An 18276-nucleotide genomic window follows, 5' to 3' on the forward strand; every position below is an offset into this window, starting at 1 on the left:
CCAAGCCCTGCAGGATGGCGGGTAAGGGCATCCATGCCCCGCTAACGAAATGTAGGAGCGCCGGCGGCGTTTCCTTTCCCGTTATTCTCCAATGTCCGGAGGGCGTTGAAAATGCAGTCTGGTATTTATGTCGCGCTGTCGTCCCAGATGGCGCTCGAGCGGCGTCTGACGACGATCGCCGACAATTTGGCCAACGTGAATACGACGGGCTTCCGCGGTACCGAGGTCAAGTTCGATCAGGTCCTCAGCAATACGCAAAACAAGCTCAACGCCAAGGTCGCCTTCGTCTCGCAAGGCAACGACTATCTCTCCACTGACAATGGCGAACTTCAGAACACCGGCAATCTCTTCGATTTCGCCGTCAAGGGTGACGCTTATTTCGGCATGAACACGCCGGCTGGCCTGGTGCTGACGCGCGATGGCCGCTTCACCATGACTGAAAGCGGCGCGCTGGTTTCCACGCGTGGCTTCCCGGTCCTCGATCCTGGCGGTGCGCCGATCCAGCTCGACCCCGCCGGTGGTCCGCCGAGTGTCGCGTCGAACGGGACCATCATGCAGAACGGCCGCAGCATGGGCCAGATCGGTCTCTATAGCGCCGATGTCAGCAAGGGCTTCCTGCGCTATGAAAACAGCGGCATCCTGCCGACCGATACGCCACAGGCTGTCATCGACCGCTCGAACATCGGCATCGCCCAGGGCTATCTCGAAAATTCCAACGTCAACGGCATGCGGGAAATGACCAATCTGATCGAGGTCAGCCGTGCCTTCGACAATATCAGCACGCTCACCAGCAGCAGTGAAGGCACGCTCACCGATGCCATCAAGACCCTCGGCGGCAGCCAGTAAAGAGGGCTTGTCATGGTCGAGGATCGGTTGCCGGAGGGCGCAATATCGCCGAAGCTTTCGCATATGGCCCTTCTGGCGGGCCAGTATGCGATGGCGGAGAATGCCGTGGCCCATGGTGGTCATGTGCGCACCATCGCTGCCGGACACTATACGGTTGCCGGCCTTTCCAGGCAGGTGCGTCTCGGCGATTTCGTTGCGCATCGGTCGCAGACGGGCATCCACCTCGGCGAGGTCGTCCGCGTCGAACCGGATCTCACCTATGTCTGTCCGATCGAGCCCGGCGAGCCGATCGGCATCCAGGATACCATCATTCGCAAGGGCGCCTTCCGTATCGCGCCCGATGACAGCTGGTGCGGCCGCACGATCAACTCGCTCGGCGAGCCGATCGATGGGTTGGGGCCGCTGACAGCGGGTCTGGAAGCACGCCCAATCTCCAATACGGCTCCGCCTTCGATGACGCGAAAGCGCGTCGAAACCGGCTTCAAGACCGGCGTGCGCGCCATCGATATCTTCTCGCCGCTCTGCCTGGGACAGCGCCTCGGCATCTTTGCCGGTTCCGGCGTCGGCAAGTCGACGCTGCTGTCGATGCTGGCGAGGGCCGAAGCCTTCGACAAGGTGGTGATTGCGCTCGTCGGCGAACGCGGCCGCGAAGTGCGTGAGTTCATCGAGGATACGCTCGGTTCCCACATGCAGAAGTCGGTCGCCGTCGTTGCGACCAGCGACGAAAGCCCGATGCTGCGCAAGATGGCGCCGCTTTCGGCCATCACAATCGCCGAACATTTCCGAGACAAGGGCGACAACGTTCTCCTGATCGTCGACAGCGTCACCCGTTTCGCCCATGCCATCCGCGAAGTGGCGACTGCCTCCGGCGAGCCGCCGATCGCACGCGGATATCCAGCGTCCGTCTTCACCGAATTGCCGCGCCTTCTCGAGCGGGCAGGCCCCGGACCGGAAGGCACCGGCACCATCACCGCGATCATCTCCATCCTCGTCGATGGCGACAATCACAATGATCCGATCGCCGATTCCACCCGTGGCATTCTCGACGGTCACATCGTCCTGCAGCGCAGTCTTGCCGAAGAGGGGCGCTACCCGCCGATCGATCCATTGGCATCCGTATCGCGTCTTGCCCGCAAGGCCTGGACTTCCGACCAGGAAAAGCTTGTGTCGCGCCTGAAGGCGCTGGTGCACCGCTACGAGGAAACGCGCGATCTGCGCCTGATCGGCGGCTATCGCCAAGGCAGCGACGCCGATCTCGACATCGCCGTGCGTCAGGTGCCGATCATCTACGACATACTGAAGCAAACCCCGGGCGAAGAACCGTCGGCGGATGCCTTCACCGATCTTGCGACGGCTCTCAGAAACGCTTCGAGCGGTGTCCCCGCCAGAGCCAAGTGATGGTCGACACAGCACTACCTCGATTTTTCCTTGTCCGCGGTCTGCCGGATATCGCCGAATGTCATGCCTAAAAAGGGACCAGAAGTGAAAGAATCCGACGCTGACGAACCGGTCGCCCCGCCGAAATCGGCGAGAAGGCGAACCGTTACGGACAAGGCTCTCGCCTTTGCGGGACTGGCGCTTGCCGGTGCCTCTGCCTTCTTCCCCTGGTATGTCTTCCTGAACCCCGACAAGTTCGGCATTCAGGTGGCCGAAGGCGATCGAACCCGCGATCTTCCGAACTGGCCTGGCCGCACCATCGTCAGCGTGTCGCCGCTCGCCATGGTGAACAAGAATCCCTCCGAGCCGAAAGATTTGATTCCCGATCCGCTGACGACGGCAACGGTCAGCAATGCCGGCCGTGAGGACGACAAGGGGCCGCCGGCCGATCAGCAGCCGTTCCCCGGCAAGTCCGCCTTCCAGCTGCTGCATGTCGCCAATGGCCGCGCGCTGATCGAGGACGACACCGGCATGTATGTCGTGCGCGTCGGATCGCTTTTGCCCGACAACAGCCGGTTGGCCTCGATCGAACAGCGAGAGGGAAAATGGGTCATCGTCACCTCGACGGGCGATGTCTACGGCAACAATTGAGGAAAACCCGGAATCGCCCGGATTTCAGGCACTTCGAAGACTTTGCAGGAACGCATTTCTCGCAAGTCCCACGCAAGATTATCCCGCTAGATTCACAGTGTAAGAACGGAGAGAAGCCCATGCAACCGATTCAGCTCTTTGACCTGGCCTCGCGACAAGCCGAGTGGCTCCAGGTACGTCAGCAGGTTGTTGCCGGCAATATCGCCAATGCCAATACGCCGAAGTTTCACGCCAAGGATGTCACGCCGTTCCAGGCCGTTCTGGACAACCAGAACGTCGGTATGGTCCGGACCAATCCCGCGCATCTTTCGGGCAGCGAATTCAGCACGAGCGGCAACGTCAACGTGGAGGAAGCGCCGCTCAATCAGGAAATTGGTGTCCAGGAGTCGGGTAACACCGTCGGCCTGGAAGACGAGCTCGCCAAGGCCGGTGAAATCAAGCGCCAGTACAGCTTGAACACCGCTCTCGTCGGCTCCTTTCATCGCATGATGTTGATGACCGTAAAACAATAGATGAAGTGAAGATGTCATGGACCCTTTATCAGCCGCATTGAAGATTGCGGGCTCCGGCCTGGAGGCTCAATCGACTCGTCTGCGCATTGTCTCCGAAAATATCGCCAATGCCCGTTCGACGGGCGATACGCCGGGTGCCGATCCCTATCGGCGCAAGACCGTGACCTTCGGCGCCGAGATGGATCGCGCCAACGGCGTCACCACGGTCGGCGTCAAGAAGCTCGGGGAGGACACGGGCAAATTCGTCGAAGAATACGATCCCAGTAATCCGGCCGCCGACCAAAAGGGCTACGTCAAGATGCCCAACGTCAACATTCTCGTCGAGATGGCCGATATGCGGGAGGCCAATCGTTCCTACGAGGCCAATCTGCAGACGGTCAGACAGGCCCGTGATCTCATTTCCTCCACTATTGATCTGCTGAAGAACCAATGATCGACTCGATTAAGAATGTAGCCTCTCTTTCGGCGACCCGCGGCCTCGGCAGCATCGCCACGGATCTGACCTCCGCCGCTTCCAGCGCCCTGAATGCCTCGCCGGCCGTCGCTGCGGGCGCGGATGCTGGAATGAGCTTCGCGTCGGTCATGTCGAATGTCGCGAAAGATTCCATCAACTCGCTGAAGGACGCCGAAAACGCCTCCTTCGCCGGCATCAAGGGCACGATGAGTACACGCGAAGTCGTCGACAAGGTCATGCAGGCCGATCAGACCCTGCAGACCGCGATCGCACTGCGCGACAAGGTGGTCTCGGCGTTCCTCGATATTACTAAGATGCAGATCTAGCGCGGGGTTTCCCGCTCTAATTAATTGATTTGGCGTGAGTTGTTCGCAGGCCGCTTCGCGGTTTCGAAGGTTCCGCCCTGGCTCGAAGGACGAAAGCATGAGAGCGCTCGCAATTGCCGCGACGGGCATGGACGCCCAGCAGACCAATCTCGAAGTGATCGCGAACAACATCGCGAACATCAATACGACGGGTTACAAGCGCTCGCGCGCCGAGTTTTCCGACCTTCTCTACCAGACCGAGCGCGCCAAGGGCATCGCCAACAGGCCGAATCAGGCAGTCGTGCCGGAAGGCGCCAATATTGGCCTTGGCGTTCAGACCGTTGCCGTGCGCAACATCCAGGTGCAGGGCGAGCTGTCGCAGACCCAGAACGAGCTCGACATAGCCCTCGTAGGTCGCGGCTGGTTCCAGATCCAGATGCCCGACGGCACGACCGCATATACCCGCGCCGGCTCCTTCAACAAGAGCGACACCGGCCAGATCGTCACCCCCGATGGCAACGTATTGGAGCCTGGCATCACGATCCCGAACAACGCCAGCAGCCTCACCATCAGCCAATCCGGCCAGGTGTCGGCGATCATCGGCACGGCGACCACGCCGACTGTACTCGGCCAGCTGCAGATCGCCAATTTCGTCAATGAAGCCGGCCTGCAGCCGATGGGCAGCAACCTCTTTACGCAGACGCCTGCCTCCGGCGATCCCGTCGTCTCCGATCCGAACCAGAATGGCTTTGCCTATCTGAAGCAAAACTATCTGGAATCGTCGAATGTCGATCCGGTCAAGGAAATCACCGATCTGATCACTGCACAACGCGCCTACGAGATGAATTCGAAGGTCATCACGACGGCCGACGAAATGGCGCAGATCGTCAGCAAGAACCTGAAGTAGCAAGAGGGACGGGCCGAACATGAGGTTTCGCCGGATGAAAAGCTTGGCAATGGCATGGTTCGCCGCAGCGAGCCTCTCCGTCGTATTCGCGTCGGCTGCGCCGGCCGGCGCAATGAGTGCCGACGGCTCCAGCCTCGGAACTGCCGTGGTGCCGACCGAGACGATCTATCCGGGCGATATCATCAGCAGCGGCCAGCTCGAAGAGGTCGAGGTCACCAATCCAAATCTGAGCGGAGACTATGCCAAGCGGCTCCGGGAGGTCACCGGTCTGGTATCGAAGCGCACGCTTCTTCCCGGCCGCACGATTTCCATCTCCGCGCTACGCCAACCCTATGCGGTAACGCGCGGCTCCAATGTCCGTCTGGTGATGAGCATGGGTACCATGACGATCACGGCGGCCGGCACGCCGCTGGATGATGGCGCCGTCGGCGATAACGTCCGCGCCCGCAACATGGACTCCGGCATCATCGTCAACGGCACGGTCCTTCAAAACGGTACGATCCGCGTGGTCGCGAAATGAAACGGCTTCGTCAACTACTCGCAATCCTGTTCGCATTGCCGAGCCTGATCGCGGCCGATCCGGCTCTCGCGATGCAATCGCGCATCAAGGATATTGCGTCGCTGCAATCCGGCCGCGACAACCAGCTGATCGGCTACGGCCTGATCGTCGGTCTCCAGGGGACCGGCGACGGTCTGCGTTCCTCGCCGTTTACCGAACAGTCTATGCGCGCGATGCTGCAGAACCTCGGCATCTCGACGCAGGGTGGCCAGTCTGCCGCCAAGAACACCGCCGCCGTCATGGTGACGGCGAACCTGCCGCCCTTTGCAAGCCCGGGCAGTCGCATCGACGTGACGGTCAGCTCGCTCGGCGATGCGACGTCGCTGCGCGGCGGCACACTGATCATGACTTCTCTGAGCGGCGCCGACGGGCAGATCTATGCCGTGGCGCAGGGCTCGGTCATCGTATCCGGTTTCCAGGCGCAGGGCGCCGCCGCTACGGTGACCGAAGGTGTCACGACGGCTGGCCGCGTGCCCGGCGGCGCCATCATCGAGCGCGAACTGCCGTCGCGCTTCAAGGATTCCGTTAACCTGGTCCTGCAACTGCGCAATCCGGACTTCTCCACCTCGATTCGCATCGCCGATACGGTCAATACCTGGGCGACCTCGCGTTTCGGTGCGCCGATCGCGGAAGCCAAGGATTCGCAGGAGGTGACGATCGCCAAGCCGAAAATGGCGGATCTGACACGGCTGATGGCCGACATTGAAAATCTCAACGTTCAGACGGATACGCCGGCCAAGGTCGTCATCAACGAGCGCACCGGAACGATCGTCATCGGCGCCGATGTCCGCGTCTCGCCGGTCGCCGTCAGCTACGGAACGCTGACCGTGCAGGTGAGCGAGAACCCGCAGGTGATCCAGCCGGAACCCTTCTCCGACGGCCAGACGGCGATCCAGGATCAGACCGACATCACTGCCACCAAGAGCGGCGGCCGCGTGGCCGTGCTGGAAGGACCTGATTTGAAGACGCTGGTCTCCGGCCTCAACAACATCGGCGTCAAGCCGGACGGCATCATCGCCATCCTGCAAGGCATCAAGTCGGCCGGCGCCCTGCAAGCGGAGCTCGTATTGCAATGATCTCGACCGCCATTGCCAGAAAAATGCTGATCACCGGCAGCCTCGCCGCGCTGTTGTCGCTGACGACGGCCGCGGCGCAAGAGGCGCCGAAACCGGTCGCCGATCCAGCTTCGAGCCAGGACGAGATCCGCCAGTTCTGCACCAATATCGCAGATCCGGCTCGAGACCAGCGCTATCTGCTGCAAAAGCAGGAACTGGAAAAGCTGCAGGCGGATGTCGATCAGCGCATTGCCACCATGGACAAGCGCAAGGCCGAATATGAGGACTGGCTGAAAAAGCGCGACGACTTCCTCAAGACGGCCGATCTCGGCCTGGTCGATATCTACAAGAACATGAAGCCGGATGCAGCAGCGGCAAGCCTCAACGATGTCAGGACCGTAACTGCCGCAGCCATCATCATGAAGCTTTCCGCGCGCCAGTCGAGCCTGATCCTGGCGGAAATGGATGCGAAGAAGGCGGCCATGATCACCAATATCATCGCCAGCGCATCCGACCCCAATACATCGAAGTCGAAGGACCCCTCATGAACACGCGTCTAACGGCCGCCTGTGCGATCGTCGTCTTCCTCGCCGGTTGCCAGTCGCAGGCCCTCAGGGAAATCGGCAGGGCGCCTGCCATGAGCCCGATCGGCAGCGGCCTGCAATATGCCCAGACGCCGCAGATGTCGCAGTATCCGAAGCGGCCCCATCAGGTCGCGCAAGGCTATTCGCTCTGGAATGATTCGCAGGCCGCCCTGTTCAAGGATGCGCGCGCACTCAATGTCGGCGACATCCTGACCGTTACGATCCAGATCAATGACAAGGCGAATTGGGATAACGAGACCAATCGCAATCGCACGAACAAGAGCGATATGAACTGGAACATCACCGCCAAGATCTTCGGCTGGCAGCCAAGCACCAATGCCGACGCGACTTCAGGCTCCGACACCAGCACCGACAGCAAGGGCAAGATGCAGCGTTCCGAGCAGATCAACCTTCTGGTCGCAGCCGTCGTGACGGGCATCCTCGAAAACGGCAACTTGATGATCAGCGGCTCGCAGGAAGTGCGCATGAACCAGGAAATCCGTATTCTCAACGTCGCCGGCATCGTCCGGCCGCAGGACGTCACGTCCGAGAATACTATTTCCTACGACAAGATCGCCGAGGCGCGCATCTCCTATGGCGGCCGTGGCCGCCTTACGGAAATACAGCAGCCGCCGAGGGGGCAGCAGGCCGTCGACCTGCTCTCGCCGCTCTGATTTGATAGTGGACGGATAGGGAATATGGCAGCAGCCGCAGACGAATCGGCAAAGGGCAAGGGATCGCCGATGATCATGATGATCGTCGGGCTACTGGTGCTGACCGTGCTCGGCGGCGGCGGCGGCTGGGTCCTGGGAACCATGGTGGCGCCGCGGATCAAGGAGGCCACCGCGGCCGTGCAGGCGATTGCAAAGGCCGGCGGCGACAGCAAGCAGGCTGCTGCAGCCGCCCAGGCAAACGGCATCGTGGCGCTCGATCCGATCACCACCAATCTTGCTTATCCCTCGCAGAGCTGGATCAGGCTGGAGCTTGCGCTGGTTTTCAAGGGGCCGCCGGACGCACAGCTCGCCCAGGCGATCCATCAGGATATCCTGGCTTATATCCGCACGGTTTCCTTGCAGCAGATCGAAGGTGCACGGGGCCTGCAATATCTTAGGGATGACATTCAGGAGCGTGTTGACCTGCGCTCGGAAGGACGGGTATCGAAAGTTATCTTCAGAACTTTCGTGATCGAATGAGTCGATTAGCACTTGCCCTGTCCATATTCGTCATTGCTGCATTGTCGCCGGAGCTCGCGGCGGCGCAGCAATTGTCGCAGCAGCTTCCCACCGATCTTCTGAACGCGCCGGTCAACGGCTCGGTTGCCGCCTGGATCATCCGTACCTTCGGGCTTCTGACGATCCTGTCGATCGCGCCGGGTATCCTGATCATGGTGACGAGCTTTCCGCGCTTCATCATCGCGTTTTCGATCCTGCGCACCGGCATGGGCCTTGCGACGACGCCGTCGAACATGATCCTGCTGAGCCTGGCCCTTTTCATGACCTTCTACGTCATGTCGCCGACCTTCGATCAGGCCTGGAAGGACGGCGTGCAGCCGCTGCTCGCCAATCAGATTTCGGAAGGAGATGCCGTGCAGCGCATCGCCGAGCCCTTCCGCACCTTCATGTCCAACAATACGCGCGACAAGGACCTGAAGCTTTTCGTCGACCTCGCGCAGGAACGCGGCCAGACGACGGTGGTCGACAACAAGATCGATTATCGCGTGCTGATCCCGGCCTTCATGATCTCGGAAATTCGCCGAGGCTTCGAAATCGGTTTCCTTGTGGTCCTGCCGTTTCTGGTCATCGACCTGATCGTTTCCACCATCGTCATGGCGATGGGCATGATGATGCTGCCGCCAACGTCGATCTCTCTGCCGTTCAAGATTCTCTTTTTCGTGCTGATCGACGGCTGGAACCTTCTGGTCGGCAGCCTGGTCCGCTCTTTCCACTGATGTTATGAGCGGAAGGCGATCACCGGAGCCCTTGCCCCGATGATCGCTGGAACTTATTCGGCCGCGATTGCCGCCGAATTCCGGTCGTCTTCCATGAACGGTTCCGCGCGCGCCGGCAGTGCCGGCACGTCCATGTGATCGGGTGCAAGCCCCTGCTTGGCCCGCGCCGCCATCATCTCAAAGGCCGTCTCCAGATGATGCGTGAAGCGTTCGGCATCGAAGAGCGGCTTGATGTAGCGATTGGCCGCCAGCGTTTCCTTGAACTGGGCAATCCGCTCAGGCTGGCCGGCGAGCTGCACCGCCATGTCTTCATAGGCCTGGACGTCGTCGGCCACCAATTCCGGCAGGCCGATGGCATTCAGCAGGCTTTCACTGACGCGCGAAGCGAAATTGGTGCCCTTGACGGTGAGAACCGGCAGGCCGCCCCAGAGCTGTTCCGAGGTCGTCGTATGGCCGTTGACGGGGAAGGTATCGAGGCCGAGATCGGCAAGCTGCTGGCGGTCGATATGGTCCTCGTAGCGAATGCGGCTGGTAAAGACGACCCGCTTGCGGTTGACGCCGCGGGCTTCCAGGCGCGACCAGATATTGGCCTCCGCGCGAGGGCCGTTGCACAGCAGCCAAAGCACGCTGTTCTTGCTGCGCTTGAGAATATTGCACCATACGTCGACCATCTGCGGCGTGATCTTGCGGTTGCCGTTGAAGGAAGCGTAGACGAAAGCGTCCTCGGGCAGCCCGTGCTCCGCACGCGTTGTCGGCCGCGGCTTCGGGCGGTTGAGCGGATCGTTCGGCTGGTAGCATTCGGGCAGGCGGCAATATTTTTCGTAGAAATGCGCCTTCGACTGATCCGGCAGCACGTACTGGTCGCCGATGATGTAGTCGAGGTCGATGTTGACGGTCGTGCCCGGAAAGCCCAGCCAGGCGACATGGATCGGAGCGGGCATGTAGTTGAGGATAAAAGCGCGACTTCCCTTTGTATGCCCCTTGAGATCGACGAGAATGTCGATTCCGCGGGCGCGGATCGCTTCTGCCGCAGCCTGGTTGGAAAGGCCGCGAATGTCGACCGTCGTCCCTAGTGCCGAATAGTCGAAAGCCTCCTCTTTCTGGTGAGCCGCCTCCGAGTGGTCGAAAAGGGTGATTTCGAACCGATCCTTGTCGTGCAACTCGAGGACGCGCTGCATCAGCTTCATCGTCGCGTGTCCCGGCCAGAAGTCGGAGGAGAGATAGCCGATGCGGATCTTGCCGCCCCATGTATGCGGCAGCTTGCGGCGGGCTTCCGCATGGCCCGCCGGCAATGGATCGGTGTCGTGGACCGCGAGCTTGTTAAGCGCCTCGTCGCCGCACCAGTGGAGATGAAAGAAGGGATTGTCCGGAATGACATGTTCGAGCTTGCCCTGTGCAAGCGATGCCATGACGGGGGCCATATGTTTTTCGACGGCGGCCAGATCGGACACCTCGCGCGCGAAGATCAGGTAGAGCGCGCGGAAAATGACATGGTCGGGATGCTTCTTGAACAGGGTCGTGACGATGTGCCGGTTGCTTTCGTCATAGAGATCGTCGGTCAGCAGCCTTGCGGCCATCTGGCGATGTTTGAGTTCCGGTCCTTCGACCAGCACCGTCTTGAAGCCCGTCAGCAAATCCTTTTGCTGACGGGCGAGAAAGATGCGGCTGAGGACGAAGGCAAGGTCCGGATCCTTGAATGCCAGGGGCAGGATCAGGCTTCCGATCGCGAGAGCCTGATCGTCGTTGCCGCAATCGCCGTGCAGCAGCAGAGCTTCCCGAAGATAGTCGTCGCGCTGGGGCTTTTGCCGGCCGGCTAGCTCGTAGGCGCTCGCCGCATCCGATCGGAAGCCGAGTTTCAGCAGCGTCTTTGCCAGCAGCGCATAAGTCTTGGGCGATCTGTCGACGTTCAGCAGCTCGTTCAGCGTTTCGAGTGCGCGCGTATATTGGCCCTTCTGGTAGAAGCCGGACGCTGTCACAAAGGCATTTTTCGTATTCACGAGCGAGAACTCCGAGCGATATGTTGACTGGCTCCCGTCGAAGGGCGAGGGCCGGCATCATGGATTCGCTTCATGATCCCTCACGGAGCTTGCCTGAAACCGAAGCACCGGTCGAAATTGCTTTTACGGATTCTTAGCCACGTTCCAGAGAGGCGGTTTCCACCGGCTTCTGATTTAAGAAATTGGCAAGCAATGGATGCGAACTTTCTCGCGACATGACGGGTTTGGTCCTCTAGGAAAATGGATCGAGGGGCATGAAGCTGCTCCGTCATCGCCGGTATTTCCAGTCCGGTATGTCCTCCTTTTGTATCCAGTTTCCAGGGGACACTCCTATGACCAGCATTATCACCAACAATTCCGCAATGGCCGCCCTCCAGACGCTGCAGAATATCAGCGGCAACCTGCAGAACACGCAGCAGGCTGTTTCTTCCGGCCTGCGCATCTCCAAGGCTTCCGACAACGCTGCTTACTGGTCGATCGCCACGAGCATGAAGTCCGACAACAGCGCCATCGGCGCCGTTTCCGACGCTCTCGGCCTCGGCGCCGCCAAGGTTGACACCGCATCGACGGCCGTCACCAGCGCGATCGACATCGTCGGCCAGATCAAGGACAAGCTTGCAACCGCCATGGAAGGCTCGGTTGACAAGAAGTCGGTTCAGGAAGAAATCGGCCAGCTGCAGCAGCAGCTTCAGAGTGTTGCCCAGTCGGCTTCGTTCAACGGCGAAAACTGGGTCATGGCTGCAAACAACGGCTCGGCTTCGGTTGTTTCCTCGTTCATCCGGGGCACCAACGGCACCGTTTCGGTCAGCACGACCTCTTACGCCTTCAACACCGGCGCAACCGGCAACGTTCTGTTCGGCGCCAATGCAGACGGCACGATCAACACGTCTTCGGGCATCCTCGGCACGCAGGACAGCACCGTCGGCGCTTCGGTCTTCAGCCTCGACATCAGCAAGATGACGTCTGGTCAGATCTCCAGCGCGCTCAACATGGTTCAGACCGCTCTGAACTCCATGACCAGCCTGGGTTCGAAGCTCGGCTCCATCTCCAGCCGTATCGACCTGCAGACGAGCTTCGCTTCTTCGCTGTCGGACTCGATCCAGTCAGGTGTTGGCAAGCTGGTTGACGCCGACATGGAAGAAGAATCGAGCAAGCTGTCCGCTCTGCAGACGCAGCAGCAGCTGGCCATCCAGTCCCTGTCGATCGCCAACTCCTCGACCCAGTCGATCCTGTCGCTCTTCCGTTAATAGGAAGCGCCAACGCTGCGCGTTGGTCGAAAATCCTAAACAACAAGTTAACCGCGCCTATCTAAGGCGCGGTTTTTTTTATATTTTTTGGCTAAATGCGGTTCAGCTTTTCTTAACTATATTGCTGTTTCTTAGGACCATCGAAGCGGCGAGTTAACCTTAACGAATTTGGTTAATAGGCATGATGCTGAATGCCGTTACCGGTTTTAGGTCCGGAATGTCCCTTATTCAACCACTGCCAAAGGGGCAAATATCATGACGAGCATTCTTACCAACAACGCCGCAATGGCTGCTCTCCAGACGCTGCGTACCATCGGCTCGAACCTGCAGGACACGCAGAACGCCGTTTCTTCCGGCCTGCGCATCTCCAAGGCTTCCGACAACGCTGCTTACTGGTCGATCGCCACGAGCATGAAGTCCGACAACAGCGCCATCGGCGCCGTTTCCGACGCTCTCGGCCTCGGCGCCGCCAAGGTTGACACCGCATCGACGGCCGTCACCAGCGCGATCGACGTCGTCGGCCAGATCAAGGACAAGCTTGCAACCGCGATGGAACCGTCGGTCGACAAGAAGTCCGTTCAGGAAGAAATCACGCAGTTGCAGCAGCAGCTTCAGAGTGTTGCCCAGTCGGCTTCGTTCAACGGCGAAAACTGGGTCATGGCTGCAAACAACGACTCGGCTTCGGTTGTTTCCTCGTTCATCCGGGGCACCAACGGCACCGTTTCGGTCAGCTCGACCTCTTACGCCTTCAACACCGGCGCAACCGGCAACGTTCTGTTCGGCGCCAATGCAGACGGCACGATCAACACGTCTTCGGGCATCCTCGGCACGCAGGACAGCACCGTCAACGCTTCGGTCTTCAGCCTCGACATCACCAACATGACGGGCGGCCAGATCTCCAGCGCGCTCAACATGGTTCAGACCGCTCTGAACTCGCTGACCAGCCTGGGTTCGAAGCTCGGCTCCATCTCCAGCCGTATCGACCTGCAGACGAGCTTCGCTTCCTCGCTGTCGGACTCGATCCAGTCGGGCGTTGGCAAGCTGGTTGACGCCGACATGGAAGAAGAATCGAGCAAGCTGTCCGCTCTGCAGACGCAGCAGCAGCTGGCTGTTCAGTCCCTGTCGATCGCCAACTCCTCGACCCAGCAGATCCTGTCGCTCTTCCGTTAATAGGAAGCGCCAGCACACGTTGGCCAAACAGGAAAACGACCTTGCCGCGCCTTCCCCGGAAGGCGCGGTTTTCGTTTTGCGCAACGCCGCAATCCGGCTGCGAGCCTAAAGCATGTCGCGCAAAAGTGTGTAGCGGTTTTGCGAGACCGACATGCGCAAAATCAAGGACCTAAAGCACAGGAAGCGAATCTGAAAGATCGCGACGTGCTTTAGAGCGGTTCAGTTTTTCACAGAATCTCTGAGCCGCCTATCTCTTTGGTCACGCAATTCCGGACGGAAAACCGCTGCGCACTTTTCCTGGAATTGCCTAAAGCGCGCTATCCGTCCTTCGCCTGATGGCATCGACGAAGCCATCGAACAGCTTGCGCATGGCAACCTGCTTGTAGGGATAGACGATAGGGTCGTCCATATTGTGGACCACCATTGCCACATCGAGCTCGAATACCAGCAGGCGACCGTCAGGAAGCTCCGCGCAGTCGATGCCGAAATAGTCGAGTTTGATATGACGGCAGAGCGCTGCAAAACTCTCTTCGTGGCGGACGGCGAAATCGCAGTCGAAATCTTCCATCCATGCCTGTTCGACAGCTCGTTTTGCCGCACTCTGGCCCATCCCGGCACTCAGATAGTGCACCATCCAATGGTCCGAGAGCGCCATGTGGCTGGCGAAGGCCTTGCCGTCGATGAATACGACGCGCTGCTTGTTGTAATAGCCGTCGGCCCCGCGGAAATCGATGAAGGGTGCCACGTAAAGCTCGGATGCCTGCTGTGTCGCGAGAAAGGCCGCCAGTTCAGCCGGATCGGAGACGCGCTCCATTCCATTGCCGGCATGCGTGCTGAGCGGGCGCACGACCAGCGGGAAGGCCAGGCATGGGGCGCAGTCTTTCAGCCGCTTGGCGCCGGCTCCGACGGCTGCGAGATCGTCGCGCGATACGCGATGGGTGGTAGGGGAGAGGATCGACGGTTCGTTTGCCAGCATTCCGCTTACCCCGTCGCGCGTAAGCCTCGCGATCAGTTCCGGATTGCGGTTCATCACCAGACCGTCGAACTTCGCAAGGAGTCCCCGCATATGCGCGAGCAGGGGCGCGTTTTCAGTTGACTCTCCGATTGCCATGAACGCGACGTCATGCTCCGGCAGACCGATGAGTGCAGAGGTTTGCAGGTCGACATAGCGCAGCCACAGTACGCAATCGCTGCCCGCCAGCAGAAAATCCAGCGGCGTATTGGCCATGAAATCGCCTTCAGTGACGAAGGCCAAGAGGCGCGGCCCGGTTCCGTTGCCGTGGACGACGCGGAAGTCCCGCCGCAGCTGCACGGCGTTCTTCAGGATCTGGCGTGCCTCTTCGGTGCGGCCGAGCGTTTGCAGGATGATCGCCAGGTCCATGAGTGCGGCCGCATCGGTCGAATCGGCCGTCACGCGCTGCATGAGCTCGTTCCATAGCGGCGTCACGTCGCGGCCGGCATAGACGAGCGAGACGATTCTCTGCATGCCGAGAATTCGGGAGGCGTCCGGCATATTGGTCGAAGCCGGTTCGATGCCTGGGGCTTTGGTCATCAGCATTGGGGGAAATCCTGTCGGGAGCCGATTGTCAAAACGCTATGAACGAGCTCGTCGATATCCGCCTGTCGCGTGCGATGGTTCACGATCGCGGCGCGGATCGCCGGTTGTCCGTTCAGATGGGTCAGGGATGGAGCGACGCGGCCTTCGGCGTGCAGCCGCTCGACGATCTGGGAGTTGACGGATGCAGGTACAGTTCCATCCTCGCCGACATAGGCGAAGCAGACGATATTGAGCGCGACCGGTGCGAGCAATGTCAGCCGAGGTTCCTGTTCGATGCGCTCGGCCAGGCTGTGGGCCAGCCGGCAGTTGGCGCTTATGGCGTCTCCGAGAGCTTTGACGCCGTAGGTTTTCAGCGTGAACCAGGTCTTCAGCGCCCTGAAGCCGCGCGACAGATCCGGACCGTAGTCGCAGGGCCACCAGTCTCCGCCTGCAAGCCCGGTGGCTGCGCGGCTTAGATAGGCGGCGTCCGAGGCAAAGGTCTGCCGCTGCCATTCACTGTCGCGCACGAGCAGGAAGCCGGCATCGTATGGCACCTGGCCCCATTTGTGGAAATCGAAAGCGAGCGAATCGCAACTGTCGATCCCTGCGAACAGATGCGCAAGGTCGGGGCTCAACACGCCGAGGGCGCCCAGCGCGCCGTCGATGTGAAAGTGAAGCTCGTAACTGTCGGCGATATGCCGCAAACCGGCGAGGTCGTCGACGGCGCCGGTATTGACCGTTCCCGCACTGCCGATGACGAGGAACGGCATAAGACCTTCCCGTTTATCGCGAAGGATCGCCTCTTCCAGCGCGGCGATATCGATCTGGCCAAGATTATTGACGGCAATGCGCCGGAGCTGAGCGCTGCCGATACCGGACATTTCGAACGCGCGGGGAACACAGCCATGAACCTCGTTCGATGCATAGGCGACGAGCCGGGATTCGTCGGACAGACCGGTCGCGCGCACATCGCGGCCGAGCTTCCGGCATCTGGCGATCTGCACCGCGGCGAAATTGGCTTGCGATGCGCCGGTGAGGAAAATACCGCCTGCCGTCTCCGGAAAGGAGAAGATCTCGCGCGCCCAGCGGATGATCTGGCGCTCGACTTCGATCGGCATATGGTCGCGTCCGCCGAGATTGGCATTCAACCCGCCGGCGAGCATTTCGGCCAGCATGCCGGTAACCGTGCCGCCGCCCTGGACCCAGCCCATGAAACCCGGGTGAATATTACCGCTGCCATAGGGGAGGATATTTTCCCGGAAAATGGCGTGGACTTCGGCCAGGTCGCTGGCTTCGACCGGCAGCGGCGCATCGAACAGGGCGCGGGCGGAGGAGGGGGCGTGTTGCCAGACCGGCTTTGTTCCGAGCGTCTGGAGATGATCGAACATGTCGTCGAGCATCTGGTGACCCTGCCTGCGCAGAGCCTGCCAGTCGTCGGGGTCGAGGCTTGTTCGCTCTTGGCGATCAACCGCCGCGCATCCGGCGTCCTGCAAACTGAACATCTCAACCTCGCATATGGCCGCTGGTGCCGGCATCATCGCCGGGACGCTGGAGAAGACGGCCGTCTTCGTCCGACATTGGACTGATAGCGGCTATCTACGATGCCGAAGGTGGCGCGAGGCTGACTTGCGGTACTTGCTGCGCATCAGACGATGATATCCGGCTGGAAAGCGGCATGTCGACGCACGCTGCGCGGATAGGCCTCCCTCGGGCTCAATGAAAGGTAGCGGGGGCGATGGCGCGATGCCTGACGGCCATTTAACGGAAAGGATGATTCCGTTAACTTTTGTGGTCGGCATTAATCTTTTATTAACCCTATTCCTGTCAGTTGCAGCTAGCGCAACGGTTGGTTAACCTCCCCTAAGAGGCGGTTAACAAGCATGAGGCTGATTGCCGTTCCCGGCCGCAGACCGGAATGTCCCTTCCAAATTCAGCCATAAGGGGCACTTTTCGATGACCAGCATTCTCACCAACGACGCGGCGATGTCCGCTCTCCAGACTCTGCGCTCCATCAACACGAACCTGCAGGATACGCAGAGCCGCGTTTCCTCGGGCTACAAGGTGGCCAAGGCAGCCGACAATGCCGCCTATTGGTCGATCGCGACCACCATGCGATCCGACAATAGCGCGCTTTCAGCCGTTTCGGACGCATTGGGCCTGGGCGCGGCAAAGGTCGACACCGCCTATACGGCGATGGACAACGCCATCACGGTCGTTCAGCAGATCAAGGACAAGCTCGTCGCGGCAACGGAAAACAGCGTGTCGAAGGCCGACGTCCAGGAAGAGGTCACGCAGCTGCAACAGCAGCTGGAGAGCATTGCGCAATCCGCATCCTTCTCCGGGCAGAACTGGATGTATGCGGTCAATGGCGCCTCCGCCTCCGTCGTCTCCTCCTTCGTGCGCAACAATAACGGTACGGTTTCCGTCAACAGCACCAGCTACGCCTTCGATACCAGCTCGCAGGGCAACGTCCTGTTCGGCGCGAACAGCAGCGGGACGATCGATACGAGCTCGGGCATCCTCGGCAGCAAGCAGACCATCAACGGCAACGACTATTCCGTCTTCAGCCTGGATATCACCAACATGACGAGCGGCGATATCGGTTTGGCGATGAACCTGGTGCAGGGCGCCCTCAACGCCATGAACAGCACGGCGTCGCAGCTCGGCTCTCTCTCGACCCGCATCGATCTGCAGACGAGCTTCGTCTCCACTCTGCGCGATACCATCGATTCCGGCGTCGGCAAGCTCGTCGACGCGGATATGGAAGAAGAATCGAGCAGGCTCTCGGCGCTGCAGACCCAGCAGCAATTGGCCATTCAGTCGCTGCAGATTGCCAACACGAGCGCGCAGAATGTTCTTGCTCTCTTCAAGTGAGCCTTGACTGGAGCTTGCGTGGAAATGGCGCGGCGGCTTTTCCCTCTTGTCGCCGCGTATAAGCTTTTGTTAACGTTGCCGCTAATTGATTTGCAGTCTCTGCGCAGATCCGGCTCCGTTCTCCTTCCAAGCGATTGCCGGATCGCGCTTTAGCGACGGGCCGCGCTGGGATATCTCCCGCTGGTGGGCATGAGGCCAATCGTTGCTGCCGGATCGGTCCGGCTTGCCAGTCCCAATGGAACTACGGATTTTC

At 60.2% G+C, this 18276-nt stretch carries 19 protein-coding genes; 16 read left to right on the forward strand and 3 right to left on the reverse strand.

What is annotated here, in order from left to right:
• The first annotated feature begins 111 nt into the window (after nucleotides 1–111).
• From flgF to fliP, 13 genes are all read left to right on the forward strand, one after another.
• The gene (flgF, locus tag I8E17_RS01275) at nucleotides 112–846 is read left to right on the forward strand and encodes a flagellar basal-body rod protein FlgF (protein WP_069611306.1); all 735 of its coding nucleotides are present in this window, start codon (nucleotides 112–114) and stop codon (nucleotides 844–846) included.
• A gap of 12 nt (nucleotides 847–858) precedes the next feature.
• The gene (gene fliI, locus I8E17_RS01280) at nucleotides 859–2244 is read left to right on the forward strand and encodes a flagellar protein export ATPase FliI (RefSeq protein ID WP_069611307.1); all 1386 of its coding nucleotides are present in this window, start codon (nucleotides 859–861) and stop codon (nucleotides 2242–2244) included.
• 84 nt (nucleotides 2245–2328) lie between these two features.
• Nucleotides 2329–2874 carry a flagellar protein gene (locus I8E17_RS01285; protein ID WP_069611308.1) on the forward strand — a complete coding sequence of 182 codons (546 nt, stop codon included), beginning with the start codon at nucleotides 2329–2331 and terminating at the stop codon, nucleotides 2872–2874.
• Between the two features lie 119 nt (nucleotides 2875–2993).
• Complete coding sequence (flgB, locus tag I8E17_RS01290) at nucleotides 2994–3386, forward strand: flagellar basal body rod protein FlgB (protein WP_069611309.1); 393 nt, start codon at nucleotides 2994–2996, stop codon at nucleotides 3384–3386.
• A 16-nt stretch (nucleotides 3387–3402) separates the two neighbouring features.
• Nucleotides 3403–3819, forward strand: a complete 417-nt coding sequence (gene flgC / locus I8E17_RS01295; protein WP_069611310.1) for a flagellar basal body rod protein FlgC — start codon at nucleotides 3403–3405, stop codon at nucleotides 3817–3819.
• Nucleotides 3816–4166, forward strand: coding sequence for a flagellar hook-basal body complex protein FliE (locus I8E17_RS01300; RefSeq protein ID WP_069611311.1), 351 nt, complete (start codon nucleotides 3816–3818; stop codon nucleotides 4164–4166). Before flgC ends, I8E17_RS01300 begins: the two co-directional genes overlap by 4 nt.
• Before the next feature lie 97 nt (nucleotides 4167–4263).
• Nucleotides 4264–5052: a flagellar basal-body rod protein FlgG gene (flgG, locus tag I8E17_RS01305; protein ID WP_069611312.1), complete on the forward strand. Its 789-nt coding sequence runs from the start codon at nucleotides 4264–4266 to the stop codon at nucleotides 5050–5052.
• Nucleotides 5053–5071: 19 nt separating this feature from the next.
• On the forward strand, nucleotides 5072–5572 hold the full coding sequence (flgA, locus tag I8E17_RS01310) for a flagellar basal body P-ring formation chaperone FlgA (protein ID WP_069611313.1): 501 nt from the start codon (nucleotides 5072–5074) through the stop codon (nucleotides 5570–5572).
• On the forward strand, nucleotides 5569–6687 hold the full coding sequence (locus I8E17_RS01315; RefSeq protein WP_069611314.1) for a flagellar basal body P-ring protein FlgI: 1119 nt from the start codon (nucleotides 5569–5571) through the stop codon (nucleotides 6685–6687). Before flgA ends, I8E17_RS01315 begins: the two co-directional genes overlap by 4 nt.
• Nucleotides 6684–7214, forward strand: a complete 531-nt coding sequence (locus tag I8E17_RS01320) for a MotE family protein (RefSeq protein ID WP_069611315.1) — start codon at nucleotides 6684–6686, stop codon at nucleotides 7212–7214. Before I8E17_RS01315 ends, I8E17_RS01320 begins: the two co-directional genes overlap by 4 nt.
• A complete protein-coding gene (gene flgH, locus I8E17_RS01325) occupies nucleotides 7211–7924 on the forward strand; it encodes a flagellar basal body L-ring protein FlgH (protein WP_069611316.1) in 714 nt (237 codons plus the stop codon). Before I8E17_RS01320 ends, flgH begins: the two co-directional genes overlap by 4 nt.
• A gap of 24 nt (nucleotides 7925–7948) precedes the next feature.
• A complete protein-coding gene (locus I8E17_RS01330) occupies nucleotides 7949–8443 on the forward strand; it encodes a flagellar basal body-associated FliL family protein (RefSeq protein WP_069611317.1) in 495 nt (164 codons plus the stop codon).
• Nucleotides 8440–9198, forward strand: a complete 759-nt coding sequence (gene fliP / locus I8E17_RS01335; protein ID WP_069611318.1) for a flagellar type III secretion system pore protein FliP — start codon at nucleotides 8440–8442, stop codon at nucleotides 9196–9198. Before I8E17_RS01330 ends, fliP begins: the two co-directional genes overlap by 4 nt.
• Before the next feature lie 53 nt (nucleotides 9199–9251).
• Here fliP and I8E17_RS01340 read toward each other — a convergent pair whose 3' ends face one another.
• Nucleotides 9252–11195 (reverse strand): glycosyl transferase, encoded by a 1944-nt coding sequence (locus I8E17_RS01340; RefSeq protein ID WP_069611319.1) that lies wholly within the window; start codon nucleotides 11193–11195, stop codon nucleotides 9252–9254.
• A gap of 332 nt (nucleotides 11196–11527) precedes the next feature.
• Between I8E17_RS01340 and I8E17_RS01345 the strand changes: the two genes are divergently transcribed.
• Complete coding sequence (locus tag I8E17_RS01345) at nucleotides 11528–12442, forward strand: flagellin (RefSeq protein WP_113367281.1); 915 nt, start codon at nucleotides 11528–11530, stop codon at nucleotides 12440–12442.
• 255 nt (nucleotides 12443–12697) lie between these two features.
• Nucleotides 12698–13612 carry a flagellin gene (locus I8E17_RS01350; protein ID WP_069611321.1) on the forward strand — a complete coding sequence of 305 codons (915 nt, stop codon included), beginning with the start codon at nucleotides 12698–12700 and terminating at the stop codon, nucleotides 13610–13612.
• Between the two features lie 307 nt (nucleotides 13613–13919).
• On the opposite strand, the gene I8E17_RS01355 is transcribed toward I8E17_RS01350, so the two are convergent.
• Together I8E17_RS01355 and I8E17_RS01360 are read right to left on the reverse strand one after the other, a co-directional pair.
• Nucleotides 13920–15170: a glutathione synthase gene (locus tag I8E17_RS01355; RefSeq protein ID WP_069611322.1), complete on the reverse strand. Its 1251-nt coding sequence runs from the start codon at nucleotides 15168–15170 to the stop codon at nucleotides 13920–13922.
• A complete protein-coding gene (locus tag I8E17_RS01360; RefSeq protein WP_069611392.1) occupies nucleotides 15164–16651 on the reverse strand; it encodes a pyridoxal-dependent decarboxylase in 1488 nt (495 codons plus the stop codon). Before I8E17_RS01360 ends, I8E17_RS01355 begins: the two co-directional genes overlap by 7 nt.
• 451 nt (nucleotides 16652–17102) lie before the next feature.
• Between I8E17_RS01360 and I8E17_RS01365 the strand changes: the two genes are divergently transcribed.
• Nucleotides 17103–18023 (forward strand): flagellin, encoded by a 921-nt coding sequence (locus tag I8E17_RS01365; RefSeq protein ID WP_069611323.1) that lies wholly within the window; start codon nucleotides 17103–17105, stop codon nucleotides 18021–18023.
• Nucleotides 18024–18276: the final 253 nt, after the last annotated feature.

Origin of the sequence: Rhizobium sp. AB2/73 (assembly GCF_020871915.1) — a bacterium.
Taxonomy (GTDB): Bacteria; Pseudomonadota; Alphaproteobacteria; order Rhizobiales; family Rhizobiaceae; genus Rhizobium; species Rhizobium dioscoreae.

What these genes read in the sequence shown, in the direction of transcription:
- flgF (WP_069611306.1), top strand. Translation starts at nt 112, where the DNA reads ATGCAGTCTGGTATTTATGTCGCGCTGTCGTCCCAGATGGCGCTCGAG.
- fliI (WP_069611307.1), top strand. Translation starts at nt 859, where the DNA reads ATGGTCGAGGATCGGTTGCCGGAGGGCGCAATATCGCCGAAGCTTTCG.
- flgB (WP_069611309.1), top strand. Translation starts at nt 2,994, where the DNA reads ATGCAACCGATTCAGCTCTTTGACCTGGCCTCGCGACAAGCCGAGTGG.
- flgC (WP_069611310.1), top strand. Translation starts at nt 3,403, where the DNA reads ATGGACCCTTTATCAGCCGCATTGAAGATTGCGGGCTCCGGCCTGGAG.
- I8E17_RS01300 (WP_069611311.1), top strand. Translation starts at nt 3,816, where the DNA reads ATGATCGACTCGATTAAGAATGTAGCCTCTCTTTCGGCGACCCGCGGC.
- flgG (WP_069611312.1), top strand. Translation starts at nt 4,264, where the DNA reads ATGAGAGCGCTCGCAATTGCCGCGACGGGCATGGACGCCCAGCAGACC.
- flgA (WP_069611313.1), top strand. Translation starts at nt 5,072, where the DNA reads ATGAGGTTTCGCCGGATGAAAAGCTTGGCAATGGCATGGTTCGCCGCA.
- I8E17_RS01315 (WP_069611314.1), top strand. Translation starts at nt 5,569, where the DNA reads ATGAAACGGCTTCGTCAACTACTCGCAATCCTGTTCGCATTGCCGAGC.
- I8E17_RS01320 (WP_069611315.1), top strand. Translation starts at nt 6,684, where the DNA reads ATGATCTCGACCGCCATTGCCAGAAAAATGCTGATCACCGGCAGCCTC.
- flgH (WP_069611316.1), top strand. Translation starts at nt 7,211, where the DNA reads ATGAACACGCGTCTAACGGCCGCCTGTGCGATCGTCGTCTTCCTCGCC.
- I8E17_RS01330 (WP_069611317.1), top strand. Translation starts at nt 7,949, where the DNA reads ATGGCAGCAGCCGCAGACGAATCGGCAAAGGGCAAGGGATCGCCGATG.
- fliP (WP_069611318.1), top strand. Translation starts at nt 8,440, where the DNA reads ATGAGTCGATTAGCACTTGCCCTGTCCATATTCGTCATTGCTGCATTG.
- I8E17_RS01345 (WP_113367281.1), top strand. Translation starts at nt 11,528, where the DNA reads ATGACCAGCATTATCACCAACAATTCCGCAATGGCCGCCCTCCAGACG.
- I8E17_RS01350 (WP_069611321.1), top strand. Translation starts at nt 12,698, where the DNA reads ATGACGAGCATTCTTACCAACAACGCCGCAATGGCTGCTCTCCAGACG.
- I8E17_RS01355 (WP_069611322.1), bottom strand. Translation starts at nt 15,170, where the DNA reads ATGCTGATGACCAAAGCCCCAGGCATCGAACCGGCTTCGACCAATATG.
- I8E17_RS01360 (WP_069611392.1), bottom strand. Translation starts at nt 16,651, where the DNA reads ATGTTCAGTTTGCAGGACGCCGGATGCGCGGCGGTTGATCGCCAAGAG.
- I8E17_RS01365 (WP_069611323.1), top strand. Translation starts at nt 17,103, where the DNA reads ATGACCAGCATTCTCACCAACGACGCGGCGATGTCCGCTCTCCAGACT.